Origin of the sequence: Citrobacter sp. ABFQG (assembly GCF_004322975.1) — a bacterium.
Taxonomy (GTDB): Bacteria; Pseudomonadota; Gammaproteobacteria; order Enterobacterales; family Enterobacteriaceae; genus Citrobacter; species Citrobacter freundii.
The window spans coordinates 2167441-2186109 of sequence record NZ_CP036435.1; the positions used below are offsets into that span (position 1 = coordinate 2167441).

15 protein-coding genes and 7 tRNA genes are annotated in these 18669 nt (G+C 52.4%); 2 read left to right on the top strand and 20 right to left on the bottom strand.

Annotated features, from left to right (window positions below):
• Positions 1 to 8: 8 nt before the first annotated feature.
• Positions 9 to 2591 carry a leucine--tRNA ligase gene (gene leuS / locus WN16_RS10485; protein ID WP_088169013.1) on the bottom strand — a complete coding sequence of 861 codons (2583 nt, stop codon included), beginning with the start codon at positions 2589 to 2591 and terminating at the stop codon, positions 9 to 11.
• Between the two features lie 235 nt (positions 2592 to 2826).
• Between leuS and WN16_RS10490 the strand changes: the two genes are divergently transcribed.
• Entirely contained in the window at positions 2827 to 3309 is a 483-nt protein-coding gene (locus tag WN16_RS10490) for a zinc ribbon-containing protein (protein ID WP_003022748.1), read from the top strand.
• A gap of 96 nt (positions 3310 to 3405) precedes the next feature.
• Here WN16_RS10490 and rihA read toward each other — a convergent pair whose 3' ends face one another.
• The 10 genes from rihA to miaB form a co-directional block, all read right to left on the bottom strand.
• A complete protein-coding gene (gene rihA, locus WN16_RS10495) occupies positions 3406 to 4341 on the bottom strand; it encodes a pyrimidine-specific ribonucleoside hydrolase RihA (protein ID WP_003847389.1) in 936 nt (311 codons plus the stop codon).
• Between the two features lie 116 nt (positions 4342 to 4457).
• Positions 4458 to 5183 (bottom strand): glutamate/aspartate ABC transporter ATP-binding protein GltL, encoded by a 726-nt coding sequence (gltL, locus tag WN16_RS10500; RefSeq protein ID WP_003022754.1) that lies wholly within the window; start codon positions 5181 to 5183, stop codon positions 4458 to 4460.
• A complete protein-coding gene (gltK, locus tag WN16_RS10505) occupies positions 5183 to 5857 on the bottom strand; it encodes a glutamate/aspartate ABC transporter permease GltK (RefSeq protein WP_003022757.1) in 675 nt (224 codons plus the stop codon). Before gltK ends, gltL begins: the two co-directional genes overlap by 1 nt.
• Complete coding sequence (gene gltJ / locus WN16_RS10510) at positions 5857 to 6597, bottom strand: glutamate/aspartate ABC transporter permease GltJ (RefSeq protein WP_003022759.1); 741 nt, start codon at positions 6595 to 6597, stop codon at positions 5857 to 5859. Before gltJ ends, gltK begins: the two co-directional genes overlap by 1 nt.
• Before the next feature lie 159 nt (positions 6598 to 6756).
• Positions 6757 to 7665 carry a glutamate/aspartate ABC transporter substrate-binding protein GltI gene (gene gltI, locus WN16_RS10515; RefSeq protein ID WP_003022762.1) on the bottom strand — a complete coding sequence of 303 codons (909 nt, stop codon included), beginning with the start codon at positions 7663 to 7665 and terminating at the stop codon, positions 6757 to 6759.
• A 409-nt stretch (positions 7666 to 8074) separates the two neighbouring features.
• Positions 8075 to 9613 (bottom strand): apolipoprotein N-acyltransferase, encoded by a 1539-nt coding sequence (lnt, locus tag WN16_RS10520; RefSeq protein WP_003847385.1) that lies wholly within the window; start codon positions 9611 to 9613, stop codon positions 8075 to 8077.
• A gap of 24 nt (positions 9614 to 9637) precedes the next feature.
• Complete coding sequence (corC, locus tag WN16_RS10525; RefSeq protein ID WP_003847383.1) at positions 9638 to 10516, bottom strand: CNNM family magnesium/cobalt transport protein CorC; 879 nt, start codon at positions 10514 to 10516, stop codon at positions 9638 to 9640.
• A 157-nt stretch (positions 10517 to 10673) separates the two neighbouring features.
• Complete coding sequence (gene ybeY / locus WN16_RS10530) at positions 10674 to 11147, bottom strand: rRNA maturation RNase YbeY (RefSeq protein WP_003022773.1); 474 nt, start codon at positions 11145 to 11147, stop codon at positions 10674 to 10676.
• Positions 11144 to 12190, bottom strand: a complete 1047-nt coding sequence (locus tag WN16_RS10535; RefSeq protein ID WP_003022776.1) for a PhoH family protein — start codon at positions 12188 to 12190, stop codon at positions 11144 to 11146. The genes ybeY and WN16_RS10535 overlap by 4 nt, the downstream gene beginning before the upstream one ends.
• A gap of 206 nt (positions 12191 to 12396) precedes the next feature.
• A complete protein-coding gene (gene miaB / locus WN16_RS10545; protein ID WP_044701062.1) occupies positions 12397 to 13827 on the bottom strand; it encodes a tRNA (N6-isopentenyl adenosine(37)-C2)-methylthiotransferase MiaB in 1431 nt (476 codons plus the stop codon).
• A 145-nt stretch (positions 13828 to 13972) separates the two neighbouring features.
• On the opposite strand from miaB, the gene ubiF reads away from it, so the two are divergent.
• Positions 13973 to 15148: a 3-demethoxyubiquinol 3-hydroxylase gene (ubiF, locus tag WN16_RS10550; protein ID WP_003022782.1), complete on the top strand. Its 1176-nt coding sequence runs from the start codon at positions 13973 to 13975 to the stop codon at positions 15146 to 15148.
• A gap of 5 nt (positions 15149 to 15153) precedes the next feature.
• On the opposite strand, the gene WN16_RS10555 is transcribed toward ubiF, so the two are convergent.
• From WN16_RS10555 to asnB, 9 genes are all read right to left on the bottom strand, one after another.
• A complete protein-coding gene (locus WN16_RS10555; RefSeq protein WP_032936885.1) occupies positions 15154 to 15726 on the bottom strand; it encodes a hypothetical protein in 573 nt (190 codons plus the stop codon).
• Positions 15727 to 15847: 121 nt separating this feature from the next.
• Positions 15848 to 15922: transfer RNA gene (locus WN16_RS10560), tRNA-Gln, on the bottom strand.
• 36 nt (positions 15923 to 15958) lie between these two features.
• Positions 15959 to 16033 (bottom strand) — tRNA-Gln (locus tag WN16_RS10565).
• Between the two features lie 43 nt (positions 16034 to 16076).
• A tRNA-Met gene (locus WN16_RS10570) sits at positions 16077 to 16153 on the bottom strand.
• A 21-nt stretch (positions 16154 to 16174) separates the two neighbouring features.
• A tRNA-Gln gene (locus WN16_RS10575) sits at positions 16175 to 16249 on the bottom strand.
• Between the two features lie 37 nt (positions 16250 to 16286).
• Positions 16287 to 16361 (bottom strand) — tRNA-Gln (locus tag WN16_RS10580).
• Between the two features lie 23 nt (positions 16362 to 16384).
• Positions 16385 to 16469: transfer RNA gene (locus tag WN16_RS10585), tRNA-Leu, on the bottom strand.
• Between the two features lie 10 nt (positions 16470 to 16479).
• Positions 16480 to 16556 (bottom strand) — tRNA-Met (locus tag WN16_RS10590).
• Positions 16557 to 16780: 224 nt separating this feature from the next.
• Positions 16781 to 18445: an asparagine synthase B gene (gene asnB / locus WN16_RS10595; protein WP_003835552.1), complete on the bottom strand. Its 1665-nt coding sequence runs from the start codon at positions 18443 to 18445 to the stop codon at positions 16781 to 16783.
• Positions 18446 to 18669 lie beyond the last annotated feature (224 nt).

Consider the following 18669-nt stretch of genomic DNA (forward strand, 5'->3'; position numbering starts at 1 on the left):
TCCCGCGCTTAGCCAACGACCAGATTGAGGAGTTTACCCGGTACATAAATCACTTTACGTACGGTAACGCCATCAAGATATTTTGCCACCAGATGCTCCTGGCCAGCACCTTCACGAACCTGTTCTTCTGTCGCATTTACCGGAACGGTAATTTTGCCACGGACTTTACCGTTCACCTGAACAACAACCAACGTCGAGTCTTCAACCATTGCGGCTTCGTCAGCTACCGGCCACGGTGCGTTGTCGATATCGCCTTCACCTTTCAGCGCCTGCCACATCGTGAAGCAAACGTGTGGGGTGAACGGGTTGAGCATGCGTACAACGGCCAGCAGCGCTTCCTGCATCAGGGCGCGGTCCTGCTCGTCTTCCTGTGGTGCTTTCGCCAGCTTGTTCATCAGCTCCATAATCGCCGCAATTGCGGTGTTAAAGGTCTGACGACGACCAATATCATCGGTCACTTTAGCAATGGTTTTATGCACGTCGCGACGCAACGCTTTTTGGTCTTCGCTCAACACATCAACGTTCAGTTCAGCTACATCACCTTTGGAGGTATGTTCGTAAACCAGCTTCCAGACACGTTTCAGGAAGCGGTTCGCCCCTTCAACGCCGGACTCTTGCCATTCCAGCGTCATATCAGCCGGAGAAGCGAACATCATGAACAGACGTACGGTGTCGGCGCCGTAACGTTCAACCATAACCTGCGGGTCGATACCGTTATTTTTCGACTTGGACATTTTGCTCATGCCGGTATACACCAGTTCATGGCCTTCTGCGTCCTGAGCTTTGACGATACGACCTTTCTCGTCGCGCTCAACGATGGCATCAACCGGAGAAACCCAGTTACGCTCACCGTTTGCACCAACGTAATAGAACGCATCGGCCAGCACCATACCCTGGCACAGCAGCTGTTTAGCCGGTTCGTCAGAGTTGACCATACCCGCATCGCGCATCAGCTTGTGGAAGAAGCGGAAGTAGAGCAGGTGCATGATGGCGTGTTCAATACCACCAATGTAGATATCAACCGGCAGCCAGTAGTTTGCAGCTTCTGGATCCAGCATCCCTTCGTTGTACTGCGGGCAGGTGTAGCGCGCGTAGTACCAGGAGGATTCCATAAAAGTATCGAAAGTGTCGGTTTCGCGCAGTGCAGGCATGCCGTTAACGGTGGTTTTTGCCCACTCCGGATCGGCTTTGATTGGGCTGGTAATACCATCCATAACCACGTCTTCCGGCAGAATAACCGGCAACTGGTCCTCTGGCGTCGGCAGTACGGTACCGTCTTCCAATGTCACCATCGGAATCGGCGCGCCCCAGTAACGCTGACGGGAAACACCCCAGTCACGCAGACGGTAGTTCACTTTACGCTCACCCACGCCAAGAGCCACCAGCTTGTCAGCAATGGCATTGAAGGCTGCTTCGAAGTCGAGGCCGTCAAACTCACCGGAGTTAAACAGCACCCCTTTTTCGGTCAGAGCTTGTTCGGACAGATCCGGCTCTGCGCCTTCAGCGGTCAGAATTACAGGCTTGATGGTCAGGCCATATTTAGTCGCAAACTCGTAATCGCGCTGATCGTGCCCCGGAACGGCCATGACTGCGCCCGTACCGTATTCCATCAGGACGAAGTTTGCTGCCCAAACCGGGATCTCTTCGCCAGTCAGCGGGTGAACGGCTTTAAAGCCCGTGTCGACGCCTTTCTTCTCCATGGTTGCCATTTCGGCTTCAGCAACCTTGGTGTTGCGGCATTCGTCAATGAAGGCGGCCAGTTCCGGGTTATTTGCAGCGGCTTTCTGCGCCAGCGGGTGACCTGCGGCAACGGCCAGATAGGTCGCACCCATAAAGGTGTCCGGACGGGTGGTGTAAACGGCCAGCGTGTTGTCGTAATCGTTCACATCGAAGGTGATTTCTACGCCTTCAGAACGGCCAATCCAGTTGCGCTGCATCGTTTTCACGGTGTCAGGCCAGTGATCCAGGTTATCCAGGTCACGCAGCAGTTCGTCAGCGTAAGCGGTGATTTTGATGAACCACTGCGGGATCTCTTTACGCTCGACTTTGGTATCACAACGCCAGCAGCATCCGTCGATAACCTGTTCGTTCGCCAGTACGGTCTGGTCATTCGGGCACCAGTTGACCGCAGACGTTTTCTTGTACACCAGGCCTTTTTTGTACAGCTCGGTGAAGAATTTCTGTTCCCAACGGTAATATTCCGGGGTGCAGGTCGCCAGCTCACGGCTCCAGTCGTAACCGAAACCCAGCATTTTGAGCTGGTTTTTCATGTATGCGATGTTGTCGTACGTCCACGGTGCCGGCGCGGTGTTGTTTTTAACCGCAGCACCTTCTGCTGGCAGACCGAACGCATCCCAGCCAATTGGCTGCAGTACGTTTTTGCCCAGCATGCGCTGGTAGCGGGCGATCACGTCACCGATGGTGTAGTTACGTACGTGGCCCATGTGTAGTCGACCAGAAGGATAGGGAAGCATAGACAGGCAGTAATACTTCTCTTTGCTCTCGTCTTCGGTAACTTCAAATGTGCGCTTCTCATCCCAGTGAAGCTGTACTTTGGATTCTATCTCTTCCGGGCGGTATTGCTCTTGCATGGCAGCCAGTGGTCCTGTTTTCAATACAGCTACAAACGTAGCTCTAGATGTGGTGTTTCAGATCCGCATAGCATAGCCCAAACGCCCGCGCCAAAACAGCCTTTCGCGCATTCAGCGTTGAATTCCCGCAAGGATAATTCTTGCACGAATTTACACACTCTGTGGACAGTCTTGCAAAGCGTAGTGTAAATAACGTCTATTATTATAGACAGTTAACGACCCAGGAGGCGAAGCGATGAACAAGGTTGCTCAATATTACCGTGAACTGGTAGCTTCACTGAGCGAACGTCTGCGTAATGGCGAACGCGATATCGATGCGTTGGTGGAGCAGGCGCGTCAACGAGTTATGCAGACCGGGGAGTTAACGCGAACCGAGGTGGAAGAGCTCACTCGGGCCGTCAGACGTGACCTGGAAGAGTTTGCTCTGAGCTATGAAGAAAGTCTCGATGAGGAGACAGACAGCGTCTTTATGCGGGTTATCAAGGAGAGTATCTGGCAGGAACTGGCCGATATTACCGATAAAACGCAGCTCGAATGGCGCGAAGTGTTCCAGGACCTCAGTCATCACGGTGTTTATCACAGCGGCGAGGTGGTCGGATTAGGTAATCTGGTCTGCGAGAAGTGCCACTTCCATTTAGCGGTTTACACCCCGGATGTGCTGCCGCTGTGTCCGAAATGCGGACACGATCAGTTTCAGCGCCGACCGTTTGAACCGTAATTGCTTATTGCCGGATGGCGACGCAAAGCGTCTTCTCCGGCCTACAAATTGCACGATTTTGTAGGCCGGATAAGCGTTAGCGGCATCCGGCGTGTATTAGGCGTAAAACTTCAGCCGTTCTGCCAGCAAATCGACAAACCCCTGGCGATCAACATCCACCATCACGGTGGCGTTTGGCTTATTGCCGCTCAGGAAGTAGTAGTCCACCACGGTCATTCCTTGGGTATATTTACCCTGAGTTTCCACGCCAACCCAGCGTTCAACGGTGGTAAACAGTTCAGGTTTCAGCAGCCAGGCAATGGTACATGGGTCATGCAGCGGTGCGCCGATGAATCCCCATTTTTCGTCTTTGTGATATTCAAAGAAGAAATCGAGTAGTTCAGCAACGATCGTTGAAACAGGATTGCCAATAGCGCGGAACCGTTCGGTATCTTCACGATGTATTTGCGCTTTATGCGTCACGTCCAGACCAGCCATCACCACCGGAATACCCGACTGGAATACGATCTCCGCGGCTTCGGGATCCACAAAGATGTTGAACTCGGCGGCGGGTGTCCAGTTTCCGAGGCCCATTGCACCACCCATAATCACGATACGGTCGATTTTGGCGTGCAGCTCAGGATGGCTATTCAGTAGCAATGCCACGTTAGTTTGCGGGCCGGTGGAGACAATCGTCATCGGTTCCGGGCTTTCACGCAGGGTTTTCGCCATCAGTTCCACAGCGGTACAGTCTTGTGGCGCAAAAGTGGGTTCCGGCAGCGCCGGACCATCCAGCCCACTCTCGCCATGGACGTTATCGGCGATAATCAGATCGCGCATCAGTGGTTTCACAGCGCCACCGGCGACGGGAATATCCGTACGCTTGAGCAACGTCAGCATGCGCAATACGTTACGCAGCGTTTTGTCGGGAGTCTGATTCCCGGCTGACGAGGTTATCGCTTTCACATCCAGTTCAGGTGAGGCGAGGGCGAGTACAATTGCGATAGCGTCGTCATGACCTGGATCGCAATCAAACAGGATCGGAAGTGCCATTGTTGCTCCTTGTAAGTGGGACTTTGTGACAAGGTTAACGCTGGGCTGTATGTGTTTCGAGAGGCGAAGGGATAAAGCGTGAGGTGGCGCGCACATGGAGATGCGCGCCAGCAAGATTAGTGCAGGATTTTCGCGAGGAAGTCTTTGGCGCGGTCCGATTTCGGATTAGCGAAGAACTCTTCTTTCGGTGAGTCTTCAACAATTTTCCCTTCATCCATGAAGATCACCCGGTTCGCCACTTTACGCGCAAAGCCCATTTCATGGGTCACCACCATCATGGTCATCCCTTCATTGGCCAGTTCAACCATAACGTCCAGTACTTCGTTGATCATTTCAGGATCAAGCGCCGATGTCGGTTCGTCAAACAGCATGGCAATAGGATCCATACATAGTGCCCGGGCGATAGCGACACGCTGTTGCTGGCCCCCGGAGAGTTGGGCCGGGAACTTCTCGGCATGTGCCGACAGGCCAACGCGTTCCAGTAACTTTTGCGCTTTGTCGCGGGCCGGCTTTTTATCGCGCTTAAGCACTTTTACCTGCGCCAGAGTCAGGTTCTCAATGATCGACAGATGTGGGAACAGTTCAAAGTGCTGGAACACCATACCAACACGAGAGCGCAGTTTGGCCAGATCGGTTTTTTTATCATTCACCACGGTACCATCAACGGTGATGACGCCCTGTTGTACCGGCTCCAACCCGTTCACCGTTTTGATAAGCGTTGATTTACCTGAACCTGACGGGCCGCAGACCACCACCACTTCACCTTTTTTCACTTCCGTGGAGCAGTCGGTCAGCACCTGAAAGTGACCATACCATTTAGAAACATTTTTCAGGGTAATCATTAAACTGTCCTTTTCTTCAAATAGCTGACCAACAACGATGCGCTCAGACTGAATACAAAATAAACGGCGCCAGCAAACAGGATCATTTCAACCTGTGTGCCGTCACGCTCGCCAATGGTGGAGGCGGTACGGAAGAAGTCTGCCAGACTCAATACATAGACCAGCGAGGTATCCTGGAACAGTACGATGCCCTGGGTCAGCAGCAGTGGTACCATCGCGCGGAAGGCCTGTGGCAGAATGATCAGCTTCATCGACTGCCAGTGTGTCATCCCCAGCGCCAGCGCGGCGCTGGATTGCCCACGAGAAATACTCTGGATACCGGCACGGATAATCTCGGAATAGTACGCAGCTTCAAACATCGAAAACGCGACCATCGCTGAGATCAGGCGAATATCGGTTTTAGGCGACAGACCCAGTACGTTTTGCAAAAAGCCGGGCACAATCAGGTAGAACCACAGCAGCACCATGACCAGCGGAATAGAACGAAATACGTTGACGTAGCCTTTCGCAAACCAGGCAATCGGCGCGAAGCTGGACAGACGCATTACTGCAAGGATGGTTCCCCAGACAATACCAATGACGACCGCCGTAACGGTGATTTTCAGGGTGATGATCAGCCCGTCCAGCAGATACGGCAGGGAAGGGACGATAGAACTCCAGTCAAATTCGTACATTATTTGCCTCCCAAATTGCCAGGCAGGCGGATTTTGCGTTCGACGAGATTCATCACCAGCATGATGACGGCGTTAATCAGGACGTAGGCCAGCGTGATGGCGGTAAACGACTCCCATGCGTGGGCGGAGTAATCCAATAGTTTTCCCGCCTGCGCCGCCATATCGACCAGGCCGATGGTAGAGGCGATCGCGGAGTTCTTCACCAGGTTCATCATCTCTGAGGTCATCGGCGGAACAATCACGCGGTATGCGTTTGGCAGCAGCACATAGCGGTAGGCCTGCGGCAAAGTCAGCCCCATCGCCAGCGCGGCGTTTTTCTGCCCGCGAGGCAGGGACTGAATCGCTGCGCGAACCTGCTCACAGACGCGCGCGGCGGTAAACAGCCCCAGACAAAGCATGGATGAGAGGAAGAACTGAATGTTGGGATCCAGTTCCGACTTGAACCACATGCCAATGTTTTCCGGCAGCAGTTCAGGAATGACCAGATACCAGGTAAAGAACTGAACGATGAGCGGAACGTTACGAAACAGCTCAACGTATAGCGTGCCGATCCCGGAAAGGAAACGATTTGGGACGGTACGTAAGATGCCGAATAAAGAGCCTATGAGGAAAGCGATAATCCAGGCGGTGATAGATAACGCGACCGTGACCTGGAAACCACTCCAGAGCCAGCCGAGATAGGTGGTGTTGCCGAACGGGGCCTGTTGTAAAAAAATACCCCAGTTCCAGTCTATAGACATAAATCTACTCCAGAAAAAAAAGGGTAGCAGCGCTACCCTCGAAGATTGTTATTCGGCGTTTTGCGGTTTTCAGGCCTGATGGGGAACGACCATCAGGCTTATAGTCTGTCCGTGCCGAGTAGCAATCGAGAGGGAGGGGAAGCCTCCCATTTATTTTAGTTAGTTAAGCGCTTTATCATTCGGTTCTTTGAACAGGGCTTTCATCTCATCTGACAGTTCGAAATTCATGTTCAGGTTCTTCGGTGGAATTGGATTTTTAAACCACTTATCAAACCATTTCTCAGCTTCGCCTGAGGTCTGCGCCTTGGCGATAGTGTCATCCATCAGCTTTTTGAACTCAGGGTCATCTTTGCGCAGCATGCAGCCGTAAGCTTCCTGAGACTGTGGCTTGCCAACGATCTCCCAGTTGTCTGGTTTCTTCGCTTTCGCGCGTTCGCCAGCCAGCAGGGCGTCATCCATCATAAAGGCAACGGCGCGACCGCTTTCCAGAGTACGGAAAGAGTCACCGTGGTCTTTCGCGCTGATAATGCGCATGTCCATTTTTTGTTCTTCGTTCAGCTTGTGCAGCAGCACTTCTGAGGTGGTACCTGAAGTCACGACCACGGCTTTGCCTTTCAGGTCAGCGAAATCTTTGACGTCGCCGCCTTTTTTCGCCAGCAGACGGGTACCGACAACGAAAATGGTGTCAGAGAAGGCTGCTTGTTTCTGACGCTCGACGTTGTTGGTGGTGGATCCACATTCAAAGTCGAAGGTACCGTTTTGCAGCAGCGGGATACGGTTTTGTGAAGTAATCGGGATCAGTTTTACCTGCAGATCGGGCTTGTTCAGCTTTTTCTTCACCGCTTCAACGATCGCGTTGGAGTAATCCTGTGAATAACCGACCACTTTTTGCTGATTATCGTAGTAAGAAAACGGTACCGATGATTCACGGTGACCGACCACGATCACGCCATTTTTGGCGATCTTATCCAGCGTGCTGCCTGCCGCGGGTGCTGCGTCTTCTGCGTGCGCCAGACCGGCGGACATTCCCATGACCAGCATGGCAGTGGCGAGCTTACGTAATTGCATATCCAACTCCTTTATCGTCTGCGCCAGGGACGCATTGATACCCATTGTGATGTTGTTATTGTTTGCTACTAAAACGTGCAGTCTTGTATGTGTTTGTTAACATTTAGTTTGGATGAATGTAAAGAATTTGCTGTGTTATTGTTTATTTTTGCGAAGTGCGCCGCACCATTTGGGGGCAAAAATATCTTGTTGCACTTTTCAGGTGCTACCGGCGCTCAACTTTGGTGCGACCAGGTTGCACATTCAGCCAAAACAGCGTTTGCCTTGTAGAACAAAGCAATAGACGTGCCAGAATGGTCTTTTGGAGGGGAGTTGGCCTGATAAGCGTAGCGCCATCAGGCAAGATGCTGCACAACGGCCGGATGGCGGCGTACCGCCTTATCCGGCCTGAATTTGATGGGGCACTGTTTTATTTGCGACGTTGGCGCAGGCTCATTACCACCGCACCAAAGCCAAACAGTGCAGTCAGCAGCCAGAGCGGCCAGTTACCGGTACGGGCATAAGGGGTCAGGCCCGTGGTTGGCGTCACGCTGGTGGTCAGAACCTGACGGGTAAACTGCGGGATCATCGCCTGAATCTCACCCTGAGGACCAATCACCGCCGTAATACCATTGTTGGTGCTACGCAGCAGGGGGCGCGCCAGCTCAAGGGAACGCATCCGCGCCATCTGGAAGTGCTGCCACGGGCCAATGGACTTACCAAACCAGGCATCGTTGGAGATAGTCAGCAGGTAGTCCGTATCCGGACGGAAGTTATCCCGAACCTGTTCGCCAAGAATGATTTCGTAGCAAATGGCAGCGGTCAGCTTAAAGCCGTGTGCATGCAACTGTGGCTGTACGTACGGGCCACGGCTGAACGAAGACATTGGCAGGTCAAAGAACGGCGCTAACGGTCGCAGGATTGATTCCAGCGGGACAAACTCGCCAAACGGTACCAGATGGTTTTTGTTGTAGCGGTTGCTGGAGTCGTAGCTGTATGGACTGTCTTTACCCAGTGTGATGATGGTGTTGTAGGTGTCGTAACGATTCTGTTTGTTCAGACGCGCGTCCACGATACCGGTAATCAGTGTGCTGTTTTTCGATTTCAGCAGGTCATCCATCATGCTCAGAAAACGCTGCTGGTTAATTTCCAGATCCGGAATAGCGGATTCTGGCCAGATGATTAGCTGTGATTTGCCCATCTCGGGTTGGGTGGCGTCGAGATAAATCTTCAGGGTGTTGAGTAACTGACCTTCATCCCATTTAAGCGACTGCGGAATGTCGCCCTGCACCATCGAGACCTGGGTGGTTTTTTCCGGCTCAAGCGTGTACCACTGGATATAGCGCAGTGGAAAAGGCAGAGCAAAGAGCACGAGTGCGGCAACCAGCGGCTTCCAGTTACGTGTCACCAGCGCCAGCGCCAACAGGCCGCTAACCATCATCAGCAGGAAGTTAATCGCCTCAACGCCCATTACCGGCGCCAGCCCCTTTAACGGACCGTCGATCTGGCTATAACCGAACTGCAGCCACGGGAAGCCGGTCAGTACCCAACCGCGCAGGAATTCCGTGATTTGCCAGACTACCGGCGCGGCAATTGCCACCCGCAGCCAGGTGGTTTTCGGCCACAAGCGCGCCAACACGCCGGCAAACAGACCGGTGTAGAGGGAAAGGTATGCGGCAAGCAGAACCACGAGGAAAATGTTAACCGGGCCGGGCATACCGCCAAACTGCGCGATACTGACGTAAACCCAGTTGATGCCTGAGCCAAATAGTCCCAGTCCCCAGAAATAGCCGATAGCGGCAGACTGGAGCGGACGGCGGTTGAAGGTGAGAGCCTGCAGGCCCATCAGCGAAACAATCGCAGCGGGCCAGATGTCATACGGTGAGAAAGCCAGTGTCCCGCAGGCACCGAATAATAACGCCAGCAGCAGGCGAATGCGCTGGCGTTCAATTAATGGGGCAAATGCCATGTAGTCTTAGATCCAGTTTCGGGTTTATTCGTCCAGTTTTGGCTGGGGTGAGTCGTCCGGAATTCTGACATGAACCTGAATAATACGGCGGCTGTCGGCCATTGCCACTTTAAACTGGTAACCATCAATGTCGATAGTTTCCCCACGCGCGGGCAGATGACCAAAGGCCTGCATGACCAGCCCGCCAATGGTATCGACTTCTTCGTCGCTAAAGTGGGTCCCGAAAGCTTCGTTGAAGTCTTCAATCGATGCCAGCGCGCGAATAGTCCAGGTGTGGCGACTGAGCTGACGGAAATCAATATCGTCTTCTTCGTCGTACTCATCTTCAATTTCACCGACAATCAGTTCAAGGATGTCCTCAATGGTCACCAGACCTGAGACACCGCCAAACTCGTCGATGACGATAGCCATATGATAACGCTGGGAGCGGAACTCTTTCAGCATGCGGTCAACCCGCTTGCTTTCAGGTACGACAACCGCCTGGCGTAACACTTTCTCCATGCTGAAGGCTTCGGCATCGCTGCGCATAAACGGCAGCAAATCTTTGGCCATCAGAATCCCTTCAATGTGATCCTTGTCTTCGCTAATCACCGGGAAACGCGAGTGAGCAGACTCGATAATGACATCGAGACATTCATCCAGGGTCTGGTTGCGTTTCAGGGTAATCATCTGAGAGCGAGGGATCATGATGTCGCGCACGCGTTGGTCCGCAATATCCATTACCCCTTCGAGCATATCGCGCGTATCTTCATCGATAAGGTCGTTTTGCCCGGAATCACGGATCAGCTCCAACAGTTCGTCGCGGTTTTTCGGTTCACCGTGGAAAAGTTGGCTCAGTAACAGGGAAAAAAATCCCTTTTTGCTGTTTAAGGTGTCACTACTGTGTGAATTGTCGTCGCTCATGGCGTCGTATGGGTTCTCATGTTAGTTAATACAAAGCGCGTCATGCGTATACTCAGCTGTTGACGGCATGTTTTGCCTGATGCGCAACGCTTATCAGGCCTACGAAAGGCATAAATGTAGGCCGGATAAGGCGCAAGCGGCGCCATCCGGCAAGCTACTATTCTGCAATCTTCTCGGCAATGTACGGATCCTCATAGCCCAGAGCAAGCATAATCTCTGTTTCGAGGGATTCCATTTCTTCCGCTTCATCGTCTTCAATATGGTCGTAGCCGAGTAAATGCAAGCTTCCGTGCACCACCATGTGCGCCCAGTGGGCCTCAAGCGGCTTACCTTGTTCCTGCGCTTCTTTCTCGACGACCTGACGGCAGATGATCAAATCACCCAGCAGCGGCATCTCAATGCCCGGCGGGGCTTCAAACGGGAAAGAGAGCACGTTGGTGGATTTATCTTTCCCGCGATAGGTCAGGTTGAGCTCATGGCTTTCCGCGTCATCGACCAGACGAATGGTTACTTCAGACTCTTCCTGAAACTGCGGGATCACCGCATCCAGCCACCCCTGAAACTGACTTTCTGTGGGTAAACCGGATTCGTCTTCACATGCCAGCTGTAAATCGAGAATAACCTGACTCATTTTTGTTCCTGCTCCTGAGCTTCGCGCTTGCGTTCTGCAGCCTGCTCGGCTTTACGTTTCTGTTCTGCTTCTTCCCAGGCTTCATACGCCGTGACGATACGAGCCACCACCGGATGGCGAACCACGTCTTCGCTATGGAAGAAATTAAAACTAATCTCGTCGACCTCAGCCAGTACTTCAATGGCATGACGCAGACCGGACTTGGTGCTACGTGGCAGGTCAATCTGGGTGATATCGCCGGTGATGACCGCTTTGGAGTTAAAGCCGATACGGGTCAGGAACATTTTCATCTGTTCGATGGTGGTGTTCTGGCTCTCATCAAGAATGATGAACGCATCGTTTAACGTACGGCCACGCATATAGGCCAGCGGCGCAACTTCAATGACGTTACGTTCAATCAGCTTTTCAACCTTCTCAAAACCGAGCATTTCGAACAGCGCGTCATACAGCGGTCGTAAATAGGGATCGACTTTCTGGCTGAGATCACCCGGCAGGAATCCCAGTTTTTCGCCCGCTTCCACTGCCGGACGGGTCAGCAGAATACGACGGATCTCCTGACGCTCAAGCGCATCAACCGCAGCGGCAACTGCGAGATACGTTTTACCCGTACCCGCAGGGCCAACGCCAAAGGTGATGTCGTGGTCGAGGATATTTGCAATGTACTGTGCCTGGTTCGGCGTACGCGGCTTAATTACTCCGCGCTTGGTCTTGATGTTCACCGCTTTGCCAAATTCAGGCACGCTGTCTGCGCTTTGCTCAAGCACACGCGCTTCTTTGATCGCCAGATGAATTTGTTCAGGCTCGATGTCCTGCGTCTGACCGCGCATCGGGGCGGTATCGACGTACAGACTACGTAAAATATCTGCCGCAGCGGTGACGCAAATTGGGCGGCCGGTCAGTTTAAAGTGGTTATCACGGCGGTTAATTTCGATGCCGAGGCGACGTTCCAGCTGTTTGATGTTGTCATCAAATGGGCCGCAAAGGCTCAACAGGCGGGCGTTGTCTGCGGGTTCAAGGGTGATTTCGCGAGTGTCTATGTTCAAACTGTTCCTCTTATGCATGTCTCGCCGGACGCTGAACATTTACCGGCATCTAAGGAAATTATTCACGCCATGGGGGAAAGGCGCAAGCATTGCAATAAATATGGGGATGCCAGGGAAGATTACAAGGCCTGCCGGGACAGCGAGCCCAGAAGTGTAGGCCCGATAAGTGTAGCGGTATCGGGCCTTTTTTACGTCTTTCAGCAGGATTAAGGCTGATAAATACCAACGCCTAAATCGTTTTCTTTACGGGTACGCGCAATGACCGATTCAGGAGATTCTGCGATGCGCAGGCCCATTTCATCTTCGGTACGCACCACGTTGCCGCGCAGGGAGTTCGTCCAGACATCGGTAATTTCAACATCCACAAACTTACCGACCATATCCGGGGTACCTTCAAAGTTCACCACGCGGTTATTTTCGGTACGCCCTGACAGTTCCATAATGCTCTTACGCGATGTGCCTTCAACCAGAATGCGCTGGGTCGTACCAACCATACGACGGCTCCAGGCCATAGCTTGCTGGTTGATACGCTCCTGTAGAATGTACAGACGCTGTTTCTTCTCTTCTTCTGGTACGTCATCAACCATATCGGCGGCAGGGGTGCCAGGACGCGCAGAGAAGATAAAGCTGTAGCTCATGTCAAAATTGACGTCAGCGATCAGCTTCATGGTCTGCTCGAAATCCTGCGTGGTTTCACCTGGGAAGCCAACGATGAAGTCGGAGCTAATCTGGATATCCGGACGCGCAGCGCGCAGTTTGCGGATGATCGCTTTGTATTCCAGCGCCGTGTGGGTACGTCCCATCAGGTTCAGTACGCGGTCTGAGCCGCTCTGTACCGGCAGGTGCAGGAAGCTCACCAGCTCTGGCGTATCGCGATAAACTTCAACGATATCATCGGTGAATTCGATCGGATGGCTGGTGGTGAAGCGGATACGATCAATGCCGTCGATCGCTGCTACCAGACGCAGCAGATCGGCAAAGGATCCGATCGTGCCGTCGTAGTTTTCACCACGCCAGGCGTTCACGTTTTGCCCCAGCAGGTTCACTTCACGCACGCCTTGGGCTGCCAGTTGGGCGATTTCAAACAGAATATCATCCGCCGGACGGCTGACTTCCTCACCGCGGGTGTAGGGAACCACGCAGTAAGTACAATATTTATTACAACCTTCCATGATGGACACAAACGCGCTTGGACCTTCAGCACGCGGTTCCGGCAGGCGGTCGAACTTTTCGATCTCCGGGAAACTGATATCAACCACCGGGCTACGGGTCGTGCTTCCACGCACTTTGTTGATCATTTCCGGCAGGCGATGCAGCGTTTGCGGCCCAAAAATAATATCAACGTAATGCGCGCGCTGGCGAATATGATCGCCTTCCTGAGACGCAACACAGCCACCGACCCCAATGATGAGCTTGGGATTTTTCTCTTTTAACAGTTTCCAGCGGCCCAGTTGATGGAACACTTTCTCCTGAGCCTTCTCACGGATTGAGCAGGTATTCAGCAGCAGCACATCCGCTTCTTCCGCCACGTCAGTCAGTTGATACCCATGAGTGGCATCCAGCAGATCGGCCATCTTCGATGAATCGTATTCGTTCATCTGACAGCCCCAGGTTTTAATATGGAGTTTTTTGGTCATCGACTTGCTCTTGCGAAATTGTGGCTGAAATGCAGGGCGCATAGTGTACTGCTTTGGCGCGGTTGTGACCAGTATGACGGATGTCAGCCTCAAGGGGTAAAAAATCCTGTAAACTTACACAATACATGTAACTGGAAAATTGACCATGACAAATCAACCAACGGAAATTGCCATTGTCGGCGGGGGGATGGTCGGCGGCGCGCTGGCGCTGGGACTGGCGCAGCATGGATTTTCGGTAACGGTGATTGAACATGCCGCTCCTGCGCCGTTTGTTGCTGGCGGACAGCCTGATGTCAGAATTTCGGCCATTAGCTCCGCCTCCGTGTCGTTGCTGAAAGGGCTGGGCGTCTGGGATACGGTTCAGGGAATGCGTAGCCATCCTTACCGTCGTCTGGAAACGTGGGAATGGGAAAATGCCCATGTGATGTTTGATGCCGCCGAGCTTAAGCTGCCTCTGTTGGGCTATATGGTGGAGAACACGGTCCTGCAACAGGCGCTCTGGCAGGCGCTGGAAGTTCACCCTAAAGTTACGCTGCGCGTGCCGGCGTCGCTTCTCTCTTTGCATCAACATCACGATCGGCATGAACTTGAACTGGCAGACGGTGAAAAAATCAGCGCGAAGCTGGTTATCGGCGCGGATGGTGCAAATTCTCAGGTGCGGAAAATGGCCGGGATTGGCATTCATGCCTGGCAGTATGCGCAGTCCTGTATGTTGATTACCGTGCAATGCGAGCATTCGCCGGGAGACAGCACCTGGCAGCAATTTACCCCTGACGGTCCGCGCGCGTTTTTACCGTTGTTCGATAACTGGGCCTCGCTGGTGTGGTACGACTCACCAGCTCGCATCCGCCAATTGCAAGCGCTAAATATGCCGCAACTGCAGGCGGAGATCGCTAAACATTTCCCTTCAAGACTCGGTAACGTTACGCCTGTGGCGGCGGGGGCATTCCCACTTACGCGTCGTCATGCGCTGCAATATGTGCAACCGGGGCTGGCGCTGGTAGGTGATGCCGCGCATACCATTCACCCACTGGCGGGGCAGGGCGTTAATCTGGGTTTTCGTGATGTCGATGCGTTGATTGATGTGCTGGTGAATGCGCGCAGCTACGGTGAATCCTGGGCCAGTCAGCCGGTGCTCAAGCGTTATCAGAATCGCCGTATGACTGACAATTTCATCATGCAAAGCGGTATGGATCTGTTCTACGCCGGATTCAGCAATAACCTGCAGCCGCTGCGCATCATGCGTAATCTCGGGCTCATGGCCGCAGAGCGCGCTGGCGTACTGAAACGTCAGGCACTGAAGTATGCGTTAGGGTTGTAGTGCCGTTAAACCAGGCGCGAAAACAGAGTTTCTCTACCTTCCTTACCTGGAAAGAACCCCTGATACCAAACACTTCCGGTGTTGGTTGTCAGGGTTTCACATTGCCATTGATGAGTGGCAACGCAATACAAAGCTCTGGTGCTAATACCTGCGAAGATGAGCAGGCAAGCCAGCACAAACAGCGCCGCAACCGTATTTCCCCCATTGGCATAATCATGCGCCAGTATGGCAATACAGGCAATTTGCAGGCAGAGCTTGCCGCTAAACCCATAGATAAAAAACTGGCGAAGCCGTGCTTGTGAAAAGAAGCAGGGATTTTTCAGTACAGATCGCTGTTCCTGAGCGGGAAAGCCGTGGATATAGACCATCCACTGAGTATTCTCCGTCAGCGTTAAGGCCGTACCGGCTTCATTAAGTCGGTGAAGATGCATTGACACAATAACCGGGAATACGATGCCAATCAGAATGAAGTAGGTTATCAGTGACGAAATGCCGATAAAGCTGAGACCAACCGCGAGAAGAAAAAACAACAGGGCAGTTATTCGCATGAAAAACAGAGGGAAAATCTGATAATTCATCACAAGCTCCTTTTGTGCAAAAAAGGCATTCTAGCATTAAGCTTTTGGGCGCTTGTGCAGGAGAGGGTGTTTTTAGGATTTTATAAAAGCAAAAAGCTCGCCGAAGCGAGCTTTTTTAATATGGCTGGGGTACGAGGATTCGAACCTCGGAATGCTGGTATCAGAAACCAGAGCCTTACCGCTTGGCGATACCCCAACGGGTGCACCCACAAAGTGGACGACTTTTTGAAATTGGCTGGGGTACGAGGATTCGAACCTCGGAATGCTGGTATCAGAAACCAGAGCCTTACCGCTTGGCGATACCCCAACAATTTTTTGGATTTACCGAACGAGTCGATACGTCCTTAATATGGTGGCTACGACGGGATTCGAACCTGTGACCCCATCATTATGAGTGATGTGCTCTAACCAGCTGAGCTACGTAGCCAGATACTATCATATTCTTCGATGGCTGGGGTACCTGGATTCGAACCAGGGAATGCCGGTATCAAAAACCGGTGCCTTACCGCTTGGCGATACCCCAATGACCGTTGCGGTGAACCGCTATATCGAAGAAAAAATGGCTGGGGTACCTGGATTCGAACCAGGGAATGCCGGTATCAAAAACCGGTGCCTTACCGCTTGGCGATACCCCATCCGTGCAACGCTTACGGGTGAATGGTGCGGGAGGCGAGACTTGAACTCGCACACCTTGCGGCGCCAGAACCTAAATCTGGTGCGTCTACCAATTTCGCCACTCCCGCAAAAAAAAGATGGTGGCTACGACGGGATTCGAACCTGTGACCCCATCATTATGAGTGATGTGCTCTAACCAGCTGAGCTACGTAGCCATCTTTTTTTTCGCGTAACCTTATCGGCGTTGCGGGGCGCATTATGCGTATTGAGCCTTGAAGCGTCAACCCCTTTTTCATTGAAAATAGCTGGAATGTGACTGTTTGGTTAGGTTGCGAACAGCATGACGCAATATTCGGCAATTATTAGTTATTAATTGTTTTTTTGCACAGAAAACAGACATAAAAAAAGAGCCCCGCAGGGCCCTTTTCTAAGGATTAACTTATTTATAAGCGGACTGGTGTACGCCAACCGCACGACCAGACGGATCGTTCATGGTTTTAAACGCTTCATCCCATTCGATCGCTTTAGCGGAAGAACAGGCTACAGATGGCCCACCAGGCACACATTCCGCAGCGCTCGCAACCGGGAACAACTCTTCGAAAATCTCACGGTACAAATACGCTTCTTTAGATGATGGCGTGTTGTATGGGAAACGGAAGCTGGCGGTTTCCAGTTGTTGGTCAGAAACTTGTTCAGCAGCGACTTCTTTCAGTGTATCAATCCAGCTGTAACCGACACCGTCAGAGAACTGCTCTTTCTGACGCCACGCGACGCTTGCTGGCAGGTAGGACTCAAAACATTCGCGCAGAACGTGTTTTTCCATTTTGCCGTTGCCGCACATTTTGTCCTGCGGGTTGATGCGCATCGCCACATCAAGGAATTTCTTATCCAGAAATGGCACGCGTGCCTCCACGCCCCAGGCTGACATCGCTTTGTTGGCACGGGCGCAGTCGAACATATGCAGTGCCTGCAGCTTGCGCACGGTTTCTTCGTGCAGTTCTTTTGCATCTGGCGCTTTGTGGAAATAGAGATAACCGCCAAATACTTCGTCCGAACCTTCGCCCGACAGCACCATTTTAATGCCCATCGCTTTAATTTTACGCGACATTAAGTACATTGGCGTCGAGGCGCGAATCGTCGTGACATCGTAAGTTTCGATGTGATAAATCACGTCGCGGATAGCATCCAGACCTTCCTGCACGGTGAAGTGGATCTCGTGGTGCACGGTACCCAAATGGTTTGCCACCTCTTGCGCAGCTTTCAGATCCGGAGCGCCTTCCAGGCCGACGGCGAAGGAGTGCAGCTGTGGCCACCAGGCTTCGCTACGTTCCTGATCTTCAACACGGCGTGCCGCGTATTTTTTAGTGATCGCGGAAATGACGGATGAATCCAGACCGCCGGACAGCAGTACTCCATAAGGAACATCTGACATCAGGTGGCTTTTCACCGCATCTTCCAGCGCCTGGCGCAGCTCGTTTTTATCGGTAACGTTGTCTTTGACTGCATCGTATTCAAACCAGTCGCGCTGGTAGTACTGACGAATTTCGCCGTCTTTACTCCATAAATAACTACCGGCCGGGAATTCTTTGATTGTGCGGCAGACAGGAACCAGCGCTTTCATTTCAGACGCAACATAGAAGTTACCGTGTTCGTCGTAACCCATATACAGCGGGATGATCCCAATATGATCGCGACCGATCAGATAAGCGTCCTGCTCGCTGTCATACAGGGCAAAAGCAAACATGCCTTGCAGATCATCCAGAAACTCTGGGCCTTTTTCCTGATACAGCGCGAGGATAACTTCGCAATCGGAACCGGTCTGGAACTGATAGCGATCGCCGTACTCAGCGCGCAGCGCCTGGTGGTTATAAATTTCACCGTTAACCGCCAGGATATGCGTTTTCTTCACGTTGTACAGCGGCTGAGCACCGGCGTTGACGTCGACGATGGACAGACGTTCGTGTGCCAGAATGGCGTTATCACTGGCATAAATACCCGACCAGTCCGGGCCGCGATGGCGCATCAGACGAGACAATTCCAGGGCTTTTTTACGCAGTTCAACTGCGTCAGTTTTAATATCGAATACGCCAAAAATAGAACACATAACCTTCTCCGTTAACCTGTTGCGTGATGCTTTTTATGTTTGCTTGATAAAGAAAATGCCGCAAAGCGGGAGAGGGCGCAAGCGAATTGCGGGTCAGAAAATAAAAACTGCAATGGTCATTGTAGATTGGTGAAAAAAGATTACAGAATAGACGTGTTTATTGATGAATCGACAGTTTTATGGCGGTTTTATTGAATGGAGGGGCTTCGTGGGGCGGATAAGAC

Excerpts from the sequence above, each read along its gene's own strand:
- leuS (WP_088169013.1), bottom strand. The coding sequence starts at position 2,591 with ATGCAAGAGCAATACCGCCCGGAAGAGATAGAATCCAAAGTACAGCTT.
- WN16_RS10490 (WP_003022748.1), top strand. The coding sequence starts at position 2,827 with ATGAACAAGGTTGCTCAATATTACCGTGAACTGGTAGCTTCACTGAGC.
- rihA (WP_003847389.1), bottom strand. The coding sequence starts at position 4,341 with ATGGCACTTCCGATCCTGTTTGATTGCGATCCAGGTCATGACGACGCT.
- gltL (WP_003022754.1), bottom strand. The coding sequence starts at position 5,183 with ATGATTACCCTGAAAAATGTTTCTAAATGGTATGGTCACTTTCAGGTG.
- gltK (WP_003022757.1), bottom strand. The coding sequence starts at position 5,857 with ATGTACGAATTTGACTGGAGTTCTATCGTCCCTTCCCTGCCGTATCTG.
- gltJ (WP_003022759.1), bottom strand. The coding sequence starts at position 6,597 with ATGTCTATAGACTGGAACTGGGGTATTTTTTTACAACAGGCCCCGTTC.
- gltI (WP_003022762.1), bottom strand. The coding sequence starts at position 7,665 with ATGCAATTACGTAAGCTCGCCACTGCCATGCTGGTCATGGGAATGTCC.
- lnt (WP_003847385.1), bottom strand. The coding sequence starts at position 9,613 with ATGGCATTTGCCCCATTAATTGAACGCCAGCGCATTCGCCTGCTGCTG.
- corC (WP_003847383.1), bottom strand. The coding sequence starts at position 10,516 with ATGAGCGACGACAATTCACACAGTAGTGACACCTTAAACAGCAAAAAG.
- ybeY (WP_003022773.1), bottom strand. The coding sequence starts at position 11,147 with ATGAGTCAGGTTATTCTCGATTTACAGCTGGCATGTGAAGACGAATCC.
- miaB (WP_044701062.1), bottom strand. The coding sequence starts at position 13,827 with ATGACCAAAAAACTCCATATTAAAACCTGGGGCTGTCAGATGAACGAA.
- ubiF (WP_003022782.1), top strand. The coding sequence starts at position 13,973 with ATGACAAATCAACCAACGGAAATTGCCATTGTCGGCGGGGGGATGGTC.
- WN16_RS10555 (WP_032936885.1), bottom strand. The coding sequence starts at position 15,726 with ATGAATTATCAGATTTTCCCTCTGTTTTTCATGCGAATAACTGCCCTG.
- asnB (WP_003835552.1), bottom strand. The coding sequence starts at position 18,445 with ATGTGTTCTATTTTTGGCGTATTCGATATTAAAACTGACGCAGTTGAA.